This is a genomic window from Marinobacter salarius (assembly GCF_032922745.1).
In the GTDB taxonomy this organism is placed as follows: Bacteria; Pseudomonadota; Gammaproteobacteria; order Pseudomonadales; family Oleiphilaceae; genus Marinobacter.
The window spans coordinates 1,786,410-1,800,911 of the sequence record NZ_CP136693.1 but is presented as its reverse complement, the minus strand read 5'-3'; the positions used below and the strand labels follow the sequence as shown (position 1 = coordinate 1,800,911).

The following is a 14,502-nucleotide window of genomic DNA, read 5'->3' as shown; positions in this document are numbered from 1 at the left end:
ATACGGCATTACATGGCGGACTTGATGGCGGCTGCCAACTGGTCCGTGGTTTTTGCCGGGTCCGGGTTGTTGGAGTTTACGAAGTTGGTGACCACATCGAAGATCTGGCCCTGGATGTAGCTGGTGGTCGCCAGGCCGTGGGAGAAGCTTGGCACCAGACCGCCGTCATCCGCGCTGGACTTGAAGGTATCCATCGACGCCTGGGCACAGGTATCGAAATCACTCATGTCCATGTCGGTACGAACCGGGATTGAGCCCTTGTTCTGGTTGAACAGGGTCTGGAATTCCGGTTCCAGGATGGTTCGGGCGAGATCCTTCTGTGCCTTGATGTCCTCTTCCTCGGACAGCGTGAACATGGCGAATGAGTCCACGTTGAAGGTGAACTGCCCGGTTGTGCCTGGAGCCGGCGCGCAGACGTAATCCTCTCCTGGCGTCAGACCTGCGGCGGTGAATTCACCCTTGGCCCAGTCGCCCATAATTTGCATGGCGGCCTCACCGCGAATGACCATACCGGTGGCGGTGTTCCAGTCTCGGCCCGCGGCATCGTCATCCACGTAGCTCATGACCTTGGCGAACTGTGCAAAGACCTCTTCCATTTTGGCGCTGTTGATCACGTCCATGTCGTGGTCGACAAAGGCCTTGCGGTAATCATCGGGGCCAAGCTCGGCAAGTGCCACGGCATCGAACACCGTTGCGTCCTGCCACGGCTGGCCACCATGCGCCAGGGGAATGTAACCCTCGGCCTTGAGTTTGTCGGCCACCTCGAAGAACTCATCCAGCGTGGTGGGAACCTCGACACCGACGTCCTTCATGACCTCTGGATTCACCCACAACCAGTTCACCCGATGTACGTTGACCGGCACAGCCACGTACTTTCCTTCGTATTTCATAACGTCGGAGATCATCGGCGGTATAAGCTGATCCCAGTTCTCCGCTTCCGCGACGCTGTCCAGGCTGGTCAGAAAGCCCAGTTCCGCCCACTCACGAATGTCCAGGCCCTTGATCTGGGCGGCGGCGGGCGGATTGCCGGAGACGGCGCGGGTTTTCAGGACGGTCATGGCGGCTTCACCACCGCCACCGGCCACGGCAAAGTCTTTCCAGGTGTGGCCCTGCTCTTCCATCATTTTCTTGAGGGCGGCCGCAGCGCGCGCTTCCCCACCAGCGGTCCACCAGTGCAGAACCTCAACCTCTCCGGCCTGAACGGCCGCTGTTGGCATCAGGGCGGCAGAGACCGCCAGAGCTGTAAGATGACGTTTGAACGATTTCATATAATGACTCCTTATTCTTGTCGTGGAGACGTTTGTCAGGCTTAGAACCAGACTTCCATCTGGGTGCCAAAGGTCCATTGGCTGCCGCCAAAGTCTTCCTGCCCCAGGGCATCGCCACCGTCGTAGCGGTTTAGCTCGTCATCCCAGGTGGAGTAGCTGGCAAAAACCCGAATTTCCGGGCGGTTCCAGAAGCCGCCTACCTGGGGCTTGAAGGTCGGGGCGATGGTAAAGCGGGCGTAGTCGCCATCCACGTCACCACGGCCTTCGTAGCCTTCCGTTTGCAGGTCCATCACCTGCCAGGAGGCTTCGTACTGCATCTCAAAGTTGGCGCCCAGTTCGTTGGCCAGGCGGGTGTTGAAGGTCAACCATTGGTACTCGTCCCCTTCCACATAACGGTCTTTGCTGGTTTCCGCCATGATCGCCGTGGTAGGCCAGCATGGTTTGCACACCTGAGTCAACGGCCTCCATAACGCCCCCTACGACACGCTCATCGTTATCCGCAGCAGACATACCATTGATCAGCCACTGCACGTTGCCGAAATAATTATTGGCGGTAAGGATGGCTTCGAGATAGGTATCCGGCTCGTTACCCAGCCGACCCACGGCCCCACCAACAGAGCCAGCGGGGGTCAGGTAGGGGCCGCCGGGAGCACTTTTACCATCGCTGTTGAGCAGCAGTCCGGAACGGGCGTAGGTATTGAAGGAGAAGCCCTGCTCACCTTTGGCATGGGGTTCGACCTCAGCCAATTGTTGCTCCAGGGCGGACAGGCGTTCTTCCACGCTCTCCTGGGCATACGCCTGGCCGGCGAACAATCCCAACGACGCCACGCTTACGACGGCTGTCAGTCTGTGAAGGGGCCTGGCGCCCAGGATCAGGGCAGAACGATACGTTTTATGGGTATTCATTATGACTCCTTGTTTTTGTTGTATTAGCAATATCGGAGTCTATGGCAATACCTCGGGGAGGAACGTATCAAACTGAAAGGCCGATGTAACACGGTTGTTACATGCCACCTCAATGTCGGGGCAGCGTGAGGGTGACGTCCAGGCCACCGCCTGGCCAATTCGCTATTTCAAGGTCGCCACCATGGCTTTGGGCAATGTTACGGGCTATACCAAGACCTAGCCCATGACCCCGCCGATGCTCCTGACCCAGGCGGTAGTAAGGCTCGAAAATCCGTCCAAGTTCGACCTCCGGAATACCCGGCCCGTAATCCCTGACGTGGATCGTCAACTGCTCTGGGGAGTCCTCCACACTGATGGTCGCAGAGTCCCCATACTTGACGGCATTGTCCACCAGGTTACCCAGGCATCGTTTGAGCGCCAGTGGTTTGCCGCGATAAGCCGCGCAGTTTCCTTCCACGACTACCCGCGGGCTCTCTCCTCCATACGCTTCCGCCATTCGCCGTAACATGCCGTCAATATCGACCAACTCCACGTTTTCATGGATGTCGGTGTCCTTCATACCCTGCAAGGCCCCCTTCACCAGCAATTCCAGCTCCTGAAGGTCGCTCTCGAATCGCTCGCGAATGTCGGCATCGTCAATCAGGTCGGCGCGCAGGCGAAGCCGGGTTATCGGGGTTTTCAGATCGTGGGAGATGGCGCGGAACAGCTGATCCCTGTCGCTGATGTAACTTTGTAGCCGCCGATGCATGGTATTGAAGCCACGGGTTACCGCCACAATTTCCGCACTACCCTGCTCTCTCAATGGTGATCGGTGTTCATCCAGCGGCAGGTCCCGCGCTGCCCTGGCCAGCTTGTGCAATGGTCGGGTCTGGCGACGCACCAGCCAGGCCAGCACCGGGAACAGAACCCCTATCATCACCAGGATAAACACGATCTGCTGGCCCGGGATGCTTTCATCATCCAGCGAGACATAGGGCGCCGGCAACAGCGAAGCCAGGTACAGCCACTCTCCTGTAGCAATCTCCACCTGGGTCACCAGAACAGGTGGTTTGATGGGTTCCAGTGTCAAAGCATAGTGAGCCCAGGATTTCGGCAACGCATCCAATGGCAACTGGGTATTCAGTATTCGCAGATCATCGGGGTGAACAAATTCCACGTGCAGATTGATCGATTTGCCCAACCGGCTTTTCAACACCGCCACGACTTCGTCTGTCACCAGGCGCTTGCGTTCACTGTCAGGCAACGCACGCATATCGATGTGTTTGTCGTTGAGGGAGACAAAAAAGCGGGAGCCTCCCATATCCCGCAGCTGGTCCAGCACGATATGCCGGTATTCCAGTGGCAGAGACTTGAAGAACTGTGTCGTTGCCGCCGCTGATGAGGCCAGGTTGCGGGTGGTGTTCACCAGGCCCTCCACCTGTTGGGCGCGGAATGTGCCTACCCAGATCACACTGGAGGCGACCTGGGCAACGCCCATTGCCAGCAGAGTCAGCAACAGGATGCGTCCGAGAAGCGACGAGGGCACAAGACGCCAGACCTTGCGGCCGGTTTCTACGGCCCCCTCATTATTCCGCGCCATGGGTCACCGTTGCCGCCAGCAGATACCCTGCCCCTCGCACCGTCTTGATTAGCCTGGGGCTGCGCCCCTGATCTCCCAAGCGCTGGCGCAGGCGGCTGACCGCCACATCCACCACCCGGTCCAGCGGCATGGACTCCCGCCCCCGGGTAACGCCGGAAATGGTGTCACGATCCAGGACTTCGTTGGGGTGTGCCAGGAACAGTTGCAACAATGAAAAATCCGCGCCGGACAACGGAGTGGCTTCTCCCTGGTCCGAGATAAGCTCATGGGCCTGGGTGTCCAGCCGCCAGCGATCAAAGCACACGAACCGGGGATTGTCCGCCCGATTGAACCCGGAACGTCGCAACAGTGCCTTGACCCGGGCCTGTAACTCCCGGGCGCTGAAAGGCTTGGCCAGGTAGTCGTCGGCACCGATTTCAAGGCCGACCACACGGTCGGTTTCGTCCGAGCTCGCGGTCAGCATGATGATCGGCACCTGCGAGTGCTCGCGAATCTCCCGGCACAGCGTAAAACCATCATCGCCCGGCAACATGACGTCAAGGACAATCAGATCGATCCGTGCCTCTGACAGAGTGCGGCGCATACTGTCGCCCTCGGCCGCGGTCATGACATCGTAGCCGACACGAGACAGGTGCTCATGCAACAATTCACGGATTGCCAGGTCGTCGTCAACAACCAGAATCGATGTTTTTACATCAGACATTCGTAAGCCTTTATTGTTATTCGTACGAGCTAAAAAAACAGGACAGCATGTTATCAAATACTTAACACGGCGCCTCTATCCTCCTGCCTCAGGAAACAGATCACGGCGGGCCGATTTCGCAGGCCAGCACCAGCGCCCAGAATTCCGAAAAGTCATTGACCACCACATCCGGCTTGTCCGGATGCTTGTGAGTGCCCGGAAAAATCCGGTTCAGCCAGGGCAAGTCCCACTGCGCACCGTTGAAAAACACCGCCGTCATGCCCGCGCGCTTGGCGGCAATGACGTCAGTGGTGCTGTCGCCCACGTACCAGACGCTCGGGTCTGGCGGGTAATCCAGCTTCTGCACGGCAAGATAAAGTTGATCGGGATGAGGTTTTCTCAGCGGCGTGTCGTCTCCACAGACGTCCACATCGAACAGATGCGTCCAGCCGGTGTCTTCCACGGCGGCCAGTTCATGCTCGAAAAACTCCCGGTCACGATTGGTAATAACACCCACATGAATGCCAATGCGTCGAAGCCCCTCGAGAACGGCCCGCACCTTTGGTTCAAACGCTTTTACCGTTCCAAAATGCTCTCGGTAGTGACGATTGAACGCTTTGTGGGCAATCTGTTTGGCCTCCTGGTCGTCACCAAACAACACCTCGAAAATATCAGTACGTGAGATTTTTCGGTCGGCCCGAACCTTGGGGTGAAGCCTGGCAAACTCCCGCACGTAAGCCACCAGCCGGGCATCTTCCGGTGTCTTGCTGTCTTCCGGCGCCAGCATACGGCTGACCAGGCCCAGCTCCTCGAATTCCGGGAACATATCGTCCACCGCGTGATACATCGCGTCCAGGGTATCCACCAACGTGGCGTGCCAGTCGAACAACACCACCGACGGGCGGATCAGGCTGACAACGGCAGGATGCCAGTCCGGCTCAATGCGGGGCTGTGGCGGTTCCGGACGCGGGTAGGGCCGTGGCCGGACTTCCGCAGGAGTGGCCCGAAACGCCTTTGGCTGATGTCGTTCCAACAACGCCAACAGGTCTATGAGGTCTTCGAAGCTGTCCAGTATGGCGGCCGGAGCGTCGCGATAACTGAACCAACTGTCAATTCGATCCGGCTCCCAACAGGCGCCGTTGTAGAAAACACCCGATACCCCGGCACGGTTGGCCGTGAGCATATCCACGTAGCTATCGCCCACATACCAGGCCTGTTCGTCGACTGGCAGCCCCAGTTTCTCCAGCACGCGGGTAATCACTTCCGGGTCGGGCTTGTACTCGGTGACATCGTCGGCGCATACCGTAACGTCAAACAGGTTGCGCCAGCGCCCCTCGTCCACCATGCCCAGCTCCTTGTCCAGGAACTCCCGGTTGCGGTTGGTGGACACCGCCAGCCGGATACCCATTTCCTTCATGGCGGTCAGGTACTCGTAGGCGCCCTGCTGGAAGGGCCGAACCTTGCCGAAGTATTTCCGGTAACAATCGTTGTAGGCTTTATGGGCAATCAGCTTGGCGTCTTTATCGTCGCCAAAGATGGCGTTGAAAATGTCGGTACGAGATACCCGCCGCTCCGCCAGAATGCGCGGGTGCAGCCGCCGAAAGATCCGTATGTAGCGGACCAGGCGGGCATCGTCTGAGGTGCGACATTTGTCCTCGGGCAGCAGCCGGTCCACCAGACCCAGGTCTTCCAACTGTGGCAGCATCTCTTCCATGGCGCTGAACATGGCGTCATGCGTATCCACCAGCGTGCCATGCCAGTCAAACATCAGCACCGAGGGTGCGGGCAGTCCATCGCTGAATCGGGCCATAATCAGTTTCCCATTGGTTTCTTGGCGGTCTCCACGTGAACCACCCGACCATTACGCAACGTCACGATGCGGCGGAACTGGGTCTTCCCGGTCTCGTACAGCCATTCTTCCACAGGTACCAGTTGATTGGCACCGTAATGACCGGGGACCGTTGATCCACGGCCAACCGATTCCCAGGTGACCCGCCGGGAAAGCGGCTCGCCACAATAGGCCACCATTTCGAATTCGCTGAGACCACTTTGAAGTCGCGCCGGAGAACAGTCACCGGCACTGTCGCCGGCGAAGCCATAGCCCAGACTGTGCTCATGCCGGAGCTTGCCGTTCCTGAACTCAAGGCGGCGGATAAATCCCTGTGGGCCCGGGTTGTAGTACCAATGCTCGACTTCGCCAACAATACCTATTCCGGGAACGCTGGCCGTTGGGTAGGTCGCTACATAGTCCGGCGCACCGCAGCGCTCTTCCACCTCTACCGGCCAGTCGCCGACATCCACCAGTGAGGAGCCACAACGAAAGGCACCATTGGCAGCGCCCGGCAAGGCAGCCAACCCCGGAAGCACCAAAAGCATCAGCACACTGCTTGATAACGAAAAACGCATACCCGTCCTCCCCTAAAAACTCCTAACCTTCCATAGTAGAAGCATGGAAAGGTGTTGGGCACCCGTTAATCGTAAAAAAACACGTAAACAACCGTCGTCTTGTCCACGGCAATCAACTTTCACTGCTCGAAAATGTTTCAAGGGCCTCCTCCATATCAACGGTTGAAATACATCTTAAAACCCCAACGGATCAGGTTACCTACGGCAAAAAGGAGGACACATATGTCACGCCCACAAGACCTGTTTCCGACACGCCTTGAACGCAAACTGGGCATGTTTGAGCGACTGGATCCTGTGGTACATACCCCTTCGGAGCGCTTGTCGGACGGCCCACTGTCCGCCAAACAGGTGCGAGAATTCGATGAAAGGGGGTTTCTATTTTTTGATTCCTTCTTCTCCAAGGACGAAATGGACGGGTTTATCAAAGAGCTTAAAGACTACGAGGACGATGACGACCTCAAGCTGTCCGAGGGCACCATTCTTGAGCCCGGAAAGGAGGAGATTCGATCCATCTTCGGCATTCATGACATTTCGGAACGCTTTGACCGGCTGACCCGGGATGCTCACTTGCTCAACATCGTGCGGCAGTTGCTGGACAGCGAGGTCTACATCCACCAATCGCGGATCAACTACAAGCCCGGTTTCAAGGGCAAGGGGTTCAACTGGCATTCCGATTTCGAAACCTGGCACAGTGAAGACGGCATGCCGCGTATGCGCAGCCTCAGTTGTTCCATCGTGATGACCGACAACAACGAGTTCAACGGCCCGTTGATGCTGATTCCGGGTTCCCAGAAGTACTTTATCCCCTGTGTCGGCCGCACACCGGAAGACAACTACAAGGAATCCCTCAAAAGCCAGGACCTCGGGGTTCCAGACGCCGCCAGTCTCACCCGGTTAATGGACGAGAACGCCATTGAGGCACCCAAGGGACCACCGGGGTCGTTAATCATTTTTGAGTGCAACACACTGCATGGTTCCAACGTGAATATGTCGTGCTGGCCGCGAAGCAATCTGTTTTTCGTTTACAACAGCGTTCACAATACCTTGGAAGAGCCCTATTGTGGCAATAAACCACGGCCTGAATTTCTGGCCAACCGGAAAAATCTGGAACCATTGAAGCCGGTCAGGAACCCATAACGGTCTTGGCGGACAAACGGCAGGCGAACAACCATGAAAATTGGCGAAATCTCGAAAACCACAGGCATTCCGGTAGAAACCATTCGCTACTACGAAAAAATCGGGCTGGTGCCCGCACCCGAGCGGCAAGCCAGCGGCTACCGCCATTACCGGCAAAGTCATCTCGACCGCCTGCTGTTCATCAAACGTTGCCGTAATCTGGACATGGCCCAGGATGAAATCCGCGAACTGATACGCCTGGCCGACCAGCCAGACGCTGATTGCAGCGAAGTCGACGCTTTGCTGGCCCGTCATCTCAGCCATGTAAGGGAGCGTCTTCAGGAACTGGCCAATCTGGAAGACACCCTACAACAACTTCAGCAAGCCTGTTCCGAGGGCCGCACTGTCAGCGAGTGCGGCACCCTCGGCGGACTGACTTCTGAGCCGGCCCATGAAGCATCTTCCGGCAACCACAACCATATTCCCGGCACTCACGGCACTCGCTGAACACCGTTTCTACCGCACGGTTTGACTCTGTAGTTACTATAGGGTTTTTAATGAATACATTCTCACAAATGGAGGTATTCATGGCCTGCAGTAGCTGCTCCGCCCCCAACCCAAAATCCCCCGCTCCGGGCTTTCGAAAGGCTTTGTGGATCGCGCTTTGGGTCAATCTTGCAATGTTTTTGGTCGAGGGCTTTGCCAGCCTTCAGTCCGGGTCCGTGTCATTGATGGCCGATGCCATCGACTTCTTTGGCGACAGTGCCAACTACGTTCTGTCCCTGACCGTACTTTCCATGGGTATGCTTTGGCGCGGCCGGGCCGCCCTGGTGAAAGGCATTACCATGGCCGTGTTCGGTGTCATCGTGCTCGCCCGGGCTATCTGGGTACTTCAGAGTGGCATGACACCGGAGCCTCTGACCATGGGGGTCGTGGGCCTTATGGCACTGGTGGCAAACGTCATCGTGGCACTGATACTGTTCCGCTATCGGGACGGTGATTCTGACATGCGCTCGGTGTGGCTGTGCAGCCGCAACGACGCCATTGGTAACGTCGCCGTGATGGGCGCAGCGCTGGGGGTGTTCGGCACCGGTACCGCCTGGCCCGACCTGGCCGTGGCAACAGTGATGGGTGGCCTGGCCATTACGGCGGGGGTCAGCGTGGTGCGCCATGCCCGCAAGGACATCGACGGCGCAAAACAGGCGTCAGCCCATTCCGTCAGTCCGGAAGTCCGATAACTCTTACTGGGGGTGGTTATAGACGCGACAACCTGTATAAACTTGAACCGCATATGACCCACACACGATCACCACAACTGTTCCCTTACTGGCAGAGGTTCACGGTGCTGGCAGCACTGCTGGCGGCTGCTTTCCTGTGGCCGGCAAGCACTCTGGAATGGTCTCGTGAGGGTATTCCTGACGGCGAGTACTGGCGACTGCTGACCGGCCACTGGGTTCACCTCGGCCTGAACCACCTGCTACTCAACCTGGCAGGACTCCTGGTAACCGGCCTGTTGTTCACAAGGCACCCACCGCTGCCGATCTGGCTAAGCTACCTGGTTCTCTCGCCTCTCGCCATCTCATCAGGCCTGTTTCTGGCAGCGCCCGAGCTTGACTGGTACCGGGGCTTTTCAGGCTGCCTGCACGGACTCCTGGTGTTTACGGCACTCTATAATATAAGAGCGGAGACACGCTGGAGCCTCATCATCCTCGGATTCCTCCTGATAAAGCTGGCAACAGAAGTGTTCCTTTATCCGGCTGTTGGAGAAAACCCTTTGGTCGGTGGCCGAGTCATTGTCCAGTCCCACTGGCTTGGTGCATTTGCCGGCTTGGCAGCCGGCCTGCTTACCCTGTCTCGAGCACCCCGGGTTATGGCATCACCAGGGCCACCATCACCGGAATAAAGGCCAGGGCAAACAAGGTGCTTAGCAAGGCGGTGCCTGCAGCCTGCTTCGGCGCAGTGTCCAGCAGGGTGGCGATGACCACCGTATTGGCGGCAATGGGCGTTATGGAAATCAGGAAAATCGCCTGATAGACGGCGAGGTTGTAGATACCGAAGAAACGGGCATCCAGCCACCACAGCACAATGGCCGCCAGCGGCCAGGACACGAACTTGCCCAGGAACGCCAGGCCGGTAAAGCGCGGGTTGCCCGCCAGCCCGCGAAAACTGAGAATTCCCATGCCAATAATCATCATGCCGAGGACGCTATAGGCACCACGAAGGTTATCAAAAAGCGGCGTAAAAACGTCCGGGATAGAAAATCCGTTCAGGTTCAGCATAACTGCCAACATGAAGGCATAGACCGAGGGCAGCCGTGCCACCCTCACGAGGGAATCCTTGAGGCTGTATCGTCCCCGGGCGGCCAGATAAAAGCCCACGGAATTCTCGAACAGCGTCGTACCCAGCATGCACACGATATAAAGCGCCAGGCCTTCCTGGCCAAACAACAGCAATGCCACCGGTATGCCAAAATAACCGGTATTGCCTGTGCCCACCGACAACGGAATAAGACTGGCACTGCCGTCCGAAATCATCCCGCGGGCAATCCTCATGTGCGCATAACCGAGCACCGAACACAGCGTAAAAACCAGCAATGGCAACAGGATGACTTCTGTCGAGAGCGGTGCCGCCATAACGCCGGAAAACACCACAGAAGGCGTGACGATGTAGAGCATGATGCCGGCGATGTGTTTGCCGCTGGCCTGGAGATAACGCCCGGCAATCCAACCCAACGCAACCGTGATATACAGGGGGAGCAATTTGTAGAACAGTGCGAGGGCCGCGGCCATGCTGACTCCGGTATAGCGCAAGAAAGGCACCGAGTTTAACACCAGCAGGAATATTGATTCAGCCGCTAAGACAAACTGGTTTAATTTATTTTGAATATATCTATCCAGGTGCCAAACTCCGAAAACTGACCCAGCCAAGGTGTACCCATGAAACAGGAACCAATTGCCAGTTCATCGCCTCCATGCATGCTGGCAGAGCGACACCGGGATATTATCTGGCACGAGCCCGCGCCCGAGTCCCATGCGTTACTCAGCGGGCTCAGCCACTGTTTTGGCATTCATCTGAGCAACGACAGCGACAACCCCCAACAGCGCTTCGTCAGTGAGCTGGGCGGACTGTTCCAGAAATGCCGGGTGGATGCTGAAACCGACCTGGAGCGGCACAACCGCCCCTGGGGTAATGTGTACCTGATCCAGCACGGCGTGCTTCGACTGTTCCGGGAATCACTGACGGGAAAGGTGGCCATCCACCATTTTTTCACGGAAGGGGACTTGATCTGGCCAGTCTTTGGCAGAAGCCGAACCTCCCGCAACACCTTGTGCCTCACATCCGTTACCCCCGCTACCCTCTGGGTCGCCGACTTTTCCGCGTTCCGTGCTGCTGTTCAGGCACAGGGGGATGGCGCCTGGGAAAAGTTTGCCATTGTGCTGACTGAGGAGGTCGCCGAGTTGACCAGCATGAGGGAATTCCGCAAGCAAACCATGCCGGCCCAAGAGCGTTATCGGTTGTTGCTGGACGAGTATCCCGAACTGATCAAGCGAGTCCCGGACAACCAGTTGGCGTCCTGGCTGGGCGTGGTCCCGGCAACTTTCTCAAGGCTGAAGAAGGCCACCGGCAACGGCCGCAGTTCGGGATAATCCATCGAACAGCGTTCTTACAGGCTCGAGCTGAACAACACGTCACACTTCGTCTATTGCGTACACCTGTACGCTGAAGTACCGTATCGTCATGACAGAACCTGACCAGGTATCCATGAAACCTCGCGAGAACCCCGAAGAATCCGTCCATCACCGTATCGAGGAATGGCTGAACAGCGCCACCCACGGTCTCGGCGCCCTTCTTAGCGTGATCGGTACGATTGCATTGATCGTCGCGGCCAGCCAACTGGGTGATGTCTGGAAGATCGTCAGCTTCAGCATCTTTGGCGCATCCCTGATCATGCTTTACCTGGCATCAGCGCTTTACCATGGTGCCCGCCACCCCCGGCTGAGGGCGCTGTTCAAAACCCTGGACCACTGCGCCATCTTCCTGCTGATCGCCGGCACCTACACCCCTTTCCTGCTCGTCAACATGCGCGGCACCAGCGGCTGGACCCTGTTTGCCATCATCTGGTCCCTGGCGGCTACCGGCGTGGTTCTGAAAGTCATCTTCCAGAACCGCTTCAAGCTGGCACGTGTAGGTATCTACGTTGCCATGGGCTGGCTGATCACCTTCGCCTCATCCGACCTGGTAGCGAGCATCAGCGACACAGCCCTCTACCTGACCATCGCGGGTGGCGTGGTCTACACCGCCGGTGTCGGCTTCTACCTCGCGGACCGCATTCCCTACATGCATGCGATATGGCACCTGTTCGTCATCGGCGGAAGCGCCCTGCATTTCAGTGCGATCTACTACGGCGTTCTACCCCATACCCTGTGACAGCGTGACCGTGCCATAGCGGCCTGACGAGCCTGATTTTGGTTATACTGTATAACCTCACTATGTCGGGAGCCGAACAATGGCAAAGTGGCTGGTCAAGACCGAACCGTCCGAATGCAGCATCGATGACTTTGAGAACGCGAAAGATCAGACTATCCCCTGGGACGGAGTGCGCAACTATCAGGCGCGAAATTTCCTGCGGGAAATGGCCGAGGGGGACGACGTGTTTGTTTACCACTCCAGCTGCAAACACATTGGCGTGGCGGGGATTGTCCGCGTCGTGACGTCCGCCTATCCGGACCCGACCCAGTTCCGGGAAGATTCGCCCTACTACGACCCCAAAAGCACACCGGAAAAACCGCGCTGGCAGGCCGTGGATATGGCCTTTGAGAAAAAATTGCCACGACTGATCACACTGAATGAAATCAAGTCCCTGCCAGGGCTTGAAGGTCTGGCATTGATCAGGCGTGGCAACCGCCTGTCGGTGATGCCCGTTACTGAAGAACAGTGGCGGATCATACTCGCCAACGCCTGAGCAAAGTTCCCGCTACCCAATCCGCCCTACTCCCTTTAGAATTCAGGCTCCGCGATCGTTATGGAGTTGCTGTTTTCCCATGTCTGCCCAACCAAGCCCTACAACCGGATTCGAACAACTGCGCCGCATAGAGTCCAGCCGGATCTTCCAGAGCGTGGTTATCGGCATTATCATCCTGTCGGCACTCACCATTGGCGCGAAGACCTACGAGCTACCGCCGCTGGTGGAGGGTTCCCTTAGCGTGATGGACAGCGCCATCACCGTATTTTTTCTGATAGAAATCCTGTTCCGCTTTGCTGCCTGCCCCAACAAGAAACGCTTTCTGATGGACGGCTGGAACCTGTTCGACACACTGGTCGTGGTTGGCAGCCTTATTCCACTGGACAACTCCGACGCCGTGCTGCTTGGCCGATTGTTGCGAGTGTTCCGGGTGTTGCGCCTGGTCTCTGTGGTGCCAGAGCTGCGCTTCCTGATCAACTCTCTTCTGAAAGCCATCCCGCGCATGGGCTACATCGCCCTGTTGATGTTTATCATTTTCTACATTTATGCGGCCATGGGCTCAATGTTCTTTGCCGACGTGGACGAGACTCTTTGGGGCGATGTCGCCATAGCCATGCTTACGTTATTCCGGGTGGCGACCTTCGAGGATTGGACCGATGTGATGTATGCGACGATGGAATCCTACCCGCTCAGCTGGCTCTACTATCTGACATTTATATTCCTGACAGCGTTCGTATTCCTCAACATGATGATCGGGGCGATCCTGGAAGTCATGAGTGAGGAACAGAATGCCGAGCAGGCCCAAAAAGCCCACGATGAACGGGACGAGATCGCACGCCAGTTAAAGGCGGTTCAGCAACAGTTGCAGGAACTGACGAAGCAGGTATCCGAAAAATCCGGGGGGCGCTGACCTCCGGAGTCGTTGGCCAGGGTGGCTTCGCCATGACGAAGTGGAAAATCGCCTCAGAAAATTTGTGCCCGACTGCAAACTGCAACCAATGGTCAATAGCCTTAGCGGTAATACCAGCTAAAGTATAAGAAACCATTTTGTAACAGGAACACTGGCATTATGACCCCTGATCACTTTACCAAGGCCGATCTGGAAGCCTGCGGACAAGGCACGCTTTTCCCCGGCAAGATGCGACTGCCTATCAATGAAATGCTGATGATGGACCGCGTTACCCATTTCAGCGAAACCGACGGGCTCTATGGCAAAGGCAGCATTGTTGCCGAGTTGGATATTGATCCGGACCTCTGGTTCTTCAAGGTTCATTTTGTGGACGATCCGGTTATGCCCGGTTGTCTGGGCCTGGACGCCATGTGGCAGTTGGTGGGTTTTTTCCTGGCAGCCACCGGGGGTGAAGGCAAGGGTCGCGCGCTTGGAAGCGGTGAGGTGAAGTTTTCTGGGCAGGTGCTACCCACGAATAAACTCGTGCGGTATCACCTCGACATCAAACGGGTCATCCGCCGCAAGCTCACCATGGCCATCGCCGATGCCCGTATGGAAGTGGATGGCCGGGAAATATACACCGCCAAAGACCTGAAGGTCGGCATGTTCAATTCTACGGATGACTTCTAGGAG

17 protein-coding genes are annotated in these 14,502 nt (G+C 57.2%); 9 read left to right on the top strand and 8 right to left on the bottom strand.

Annotated features, from left to right (window positions below; translation table 11 throughout):
- Window positions 1-8: 8 nt before the first annotated feature.
- From R1T46_RS08285 to R1T46_RS08255, 7 genes are all read right to left on the bottom strand, one after another.
- Window positions 9-1,268: an ABC transporter substrate-binding protein gene (locus R1T46_RS08285; RefSeq protein WP_317307963.1), complete on the bottom strand. Its 1,260-nt coding sequence runs from the start codon at window positions 1,266-1,268 to the stop codon at window positions 9-11.
- A gap of 41 nt (window positions 1,269-1,309) precedes the next feature.
- Window positions 1,310-1,633: a carbohydrate porin gene (locus tag R1T46_RS08280; RefSeq protein ID WP_317307962.1), complete on the bottom strand. Its 324-nt coding sequence runs from the start codon at window positions 1,631-1,633 to the stop codon at window positions 1,310-1,312.
- Window positions 1,587-2,174 carry a carbohydrate porin gene (locus tag R1T46_RS08275; protein WP_407070120.1) on the bottom strand — a complete coding sequence of 196 codons (588 nt, stop codon included), beginning with the start codon at window positions 2,172-2,174 and terminating at the stop codon, window positions 1,587-1,589. Before R1T46_RS08275 ends, R1T46_RS08280 begins: the two co-directional genes overlap by 47 nt.
- A gap of 109 nt (window positions 2,175-2,283) precedes the next feature.
- Complete coding sequence (locus R1T46_RS08270; RefSeq protein WP_317307961.1) at window positions 2,284-3,753, bottom strand: ATP-binding protein; 1,470 nt, start codon at window positions 3,751-3,753, stop codon at window positions 2,284-2,286.
- Window positions 3,740-4,456, bottom strand: a complete 717-nt coding sequence (locus tag R1T46_RS08265; protein ID WP_317307960.1) for a response regulator transcription factor — start codon at window positions 4,454-4,456, stop codon at window positions 3,740-3,742. The genes R1T46_RS08270 and R1T46_RS08265 overlap by 14 nt, the downstream gene beginning before the upstream one ends.
- Before the next feature lie 100 nt (window positions 4,457-4,556).
- Window positions 4,557-6,245 (bottom strand): HAD family hydrolase, encoded by a 1,689-nt coding sequence (locus R1T46_RS08260; protein WP_317307959.1) that lies wholly within the window; start codon window positions 6,243-6,245, stop codon window positions 4,557-4,559.
- A gap of 2 nt (window positions 6,246-6,247) precedes the next feature.
- Window positions 6,248-6,841, bottom strand: coding sequence for a DUF2845 domain-containing protein (locus tag R1T46_RS08255; RefSeq protein WP_317307958.1), 594 nt, complete (start codon window positions 6,839-6,841; stop codon window positions 6,248-6,250).
- A 222-nt stretch (window positions 6,842-7,063) separates the two neighbouring features.
- Here R1T46_RS08255 and thpD point away from each other — a divergent pair, with 222 nt between their 5' ends.
- The 4 genes from thpD to rrtA all read left to right on the top strand — a co-directional run bounded on the left by thpD (window position 7,064) and on the right by rrtA (window position 9,860).
- Window positions 7,064-7,978, top strand: a complete 915-nt coding sequence (gene thpD / locus R1T46_RS08250) for an ectoine hydroxylase (protein WP_317307957.1) — start codon at window positions 7,064-7,066, stop codon at window positions 7,976-7,978.
- 33 nt (window positions 7,979-8,011) lie between these two features.
- Window positions 8,012-8,464, top strand: coding sequence for a Cd(II)/Pb(II)-responsive transcriptional regulator (gene cadR / locus R1T46_RS08245; RefSeq protein WP_317307956.1), 453 nt, complete (start codon window positions 8,012-8,014; stop codon window positions 8,462-8,464).
- An 80-nt stretch (window positions 8,465-8,544) separates the two neighbouring features.
- A complete protein-coding gene (locus tag R1T46_RS08240) occupies window positions 8,545-9,195 on the top strand; it encodes a cation transporter (RefSeq protein WP_317307955.1) in 651 nt (216 codons plus the stop codon).
- 53 nt (window positions 9,196-9,248) lie between these two features.
- Window positions 9,249-9,860: a rhombosortase gene (rrtA, locus tag R1T46_RS08235; protein ID WP_317307954.1), complete on the top strand. Its 612-nt coding sequence runs from the start codon at window positions 9,249-9,251 to the stop codon at window positions 9,858-9,860.
- Here rrtA and R1T46_RS08230 read toward each other — a convergent pair.
- Window positions 9,826-10,746: an AEC family transporter gene (locus R1T46_RS08230; protein WP_317307953.1), complete on the bottom strand. Its 921-nt coding sequence runs from the start codon at window positions 10,744-10,746 to the stop codon at window positions 9,826-9,828. The two genes, rrtA and R1T46_RS08230, sit on opposite strands and share 35 nt — an antisense overlap.
- 147 nt (window positions 10,747-10,893) lie before the next feature.
- Between R1T46_RS08230 and R1T46_RS08225 the strand changes: the two genes are divergently transcribed.
- From R1T46_RS08225 to fabA, 5 genes are all read left to right on the top strand, one after another.
- Window positions 10,894-11,604, top strand: a complete 711-nt coding sequence (locus R1T46_RS08225; RefSeq protein ID WP_317307952.1) for a Crp/Fnr family transcriptional regulator — start codon at window positions 10,894-10,896, stop codon at window positions 11,602-11,604.
- Window positions 11,605-11,695: 91 nt separating this feature from the next.
- On the top strand, window positions 11,696-12,385 hold the full coding sequence (trhA, locus tag R1T46_RS08220) for a PAQR family membrane homeostasis protein TrhA (RefSeq protein ID WP_317307951.1): 690 nt from the start codon (window positions 11,696-11,698) through the stop codon (window positions 12,383-12,385).
- Window positions 12,386-12,464: 79 nt separating this feature from the next.
- Entirely contained in the window at window positions 12,465-12,920 is a 456-nt protein-coding gene (locus R1T46_RS08215) for an EVE domain-containing protein (protein ID WP_317307950.1), read from the top strand.
- 79 nt (window positions 12,921-12,999) lie between these two features.
- Entirely contained in the window at window positions 13,000-13,830 is an 831-nt protein-coding gene (locus R1T46_RS08210; RefSeq protein WP_041334003.1) for an ion transporter, read from the top strand.
- A 159-nt stretch (window positions 13,831-13,989) separates the two neighbouring features.
- On the top strand, window positions 13,990-14,499 hold the full coding sequence (gene fabA / locus R1T46_RS08205; RefSeq protein WP_300495179.1) for a bifunctional 3-hydroxydecanoyl-ACP dehydratase/trans-2-decenoyl-ACP isomerase: 510 nt from the start codon (window positions 13,990-13,992) through the stop codon (window positions 14,497-14,499).
- Window positions 14,500-14,502 lie beyond the last annotated feature (3 nt).

What these genes read in the sequence shown, in the direction of transcription:
- R1T46_RS08285 (WP_317307963.1), bottom strand. Translation starts at nt 1,268, where the DNA reads ATGAAATCGTTCAAACGTCATCTTACAGCTCTGGCGGTCTCTGCCGCC.
- R1T46_RS08275 (WP_407070120.1), bottom strand. Translation starts at nt 2,174, where the DNA reads ATGAATACCCATAAAACGTATCGTTCTGCCCTGATCCTGGGCGCCAGG.
- R1T46_RS08270 (WP_317307961.1), bottom strand. Translation starts at nt 3,753, where the DNA reads ATGGCGCGGAATAATGAGGGGGCCGTAGAAACCGGCCGCAAGGTCTGG.
- R1T46_RS08265 (WP_317307960.1), bottom strand. Translation starts at nt 4,456, where the DNA reads ATGTCTGATGTAAAAACATCGATTCTGGTTGTTGACGACGACCTGGCA.
- R1T46_RS08260 (WP_317307959.1), bottom strand. Translation starts at nt 6,245, where the DNA reads ATGGCCCGATTCAGCGATGGACTGCCCGCACCCTCGGTGCTGATGTTT.
- R1T46_RS08255 (WP_317307958.1), bottom strand. Translation starts at nt 6,841, where the DNA reads ATGCGTTTTTCGTTATCAAGCAGTGTGCTGATGCTTTTGGTGCTTCCG.
- thpD (WP_317307957.1), top strand. Translation starts at nt 7,064, where the DNA reads ATGTCACGCCCACAAGACCTGTTTCCGACACGCCTTGAACGCAAACTG.
- cadR (WP_317307956.1), top strand. Translation starts at nt 8,012, where the DNA reads ATGAAAATTGGCGAAATCTCGAAAACCACAGGCATTCCGGTAGAAACC.
- R1T46_RS08240 (WP_317307955.1), top strand. Translation starts at nt 8,545, where the DNA reads ATGGCCTGCAGTAGCTGCTCCGCCCCCAACCCAAAATCCCCCGCTCCG.
- rrtA (WP_317307954.1), top strand. Translation starts at nt 9,249, where the DNA reads ATGACCCACACACGATCACCACAACTGTTCCCTTACTGGCAGAGGTTC.
- R1T46_RS08230 (WP_317307953.1), bottom strand. Translation starts at nt 10,746, where the DNA reads ATGGCCGCGGCCCTCGCACTGTTCTACAAATTGCTCCCCCTGTATATC.
- R1T46_RS08225 (WP_317307952.1), top strand. Translation starts at nt 10,894, where the DNA reads ATGAAACAGGAACCAATTGCCAGTTCATCGCCTCCATGCATGCTGGCA.
- trhA (WP_317307951.1), top strand. Translation starts at nt 11,696, where the DNA reads ATGACAGAACCTGACCAGGTATCCATGAAACCTCGCGAGAACCCCGAA.
- R1T46_RS08215 (WP_317307950.1), top strand. Translation starts at nt 12,465, where the DNA reads ATGGCAAAGTGGCTGGTCAAGACCGAACCGTCCGAATGCAGCATCGAT.
- R1T46_RS08210 (WP_041334003.1), top strand. Translation starts at nt 13,000, where the DNA reads ATGTCTGCCCAACCAAGCCCTACAACCGGATTCGAACAACTGCGCCGC.
- fabA (WP_300495179.1), top strand. Translation starts at nt 13,990, where the DNA reads ATGACCCCTGATCACTTTACCAAGGCCGATCTGGAAGCCTGCGGACAA.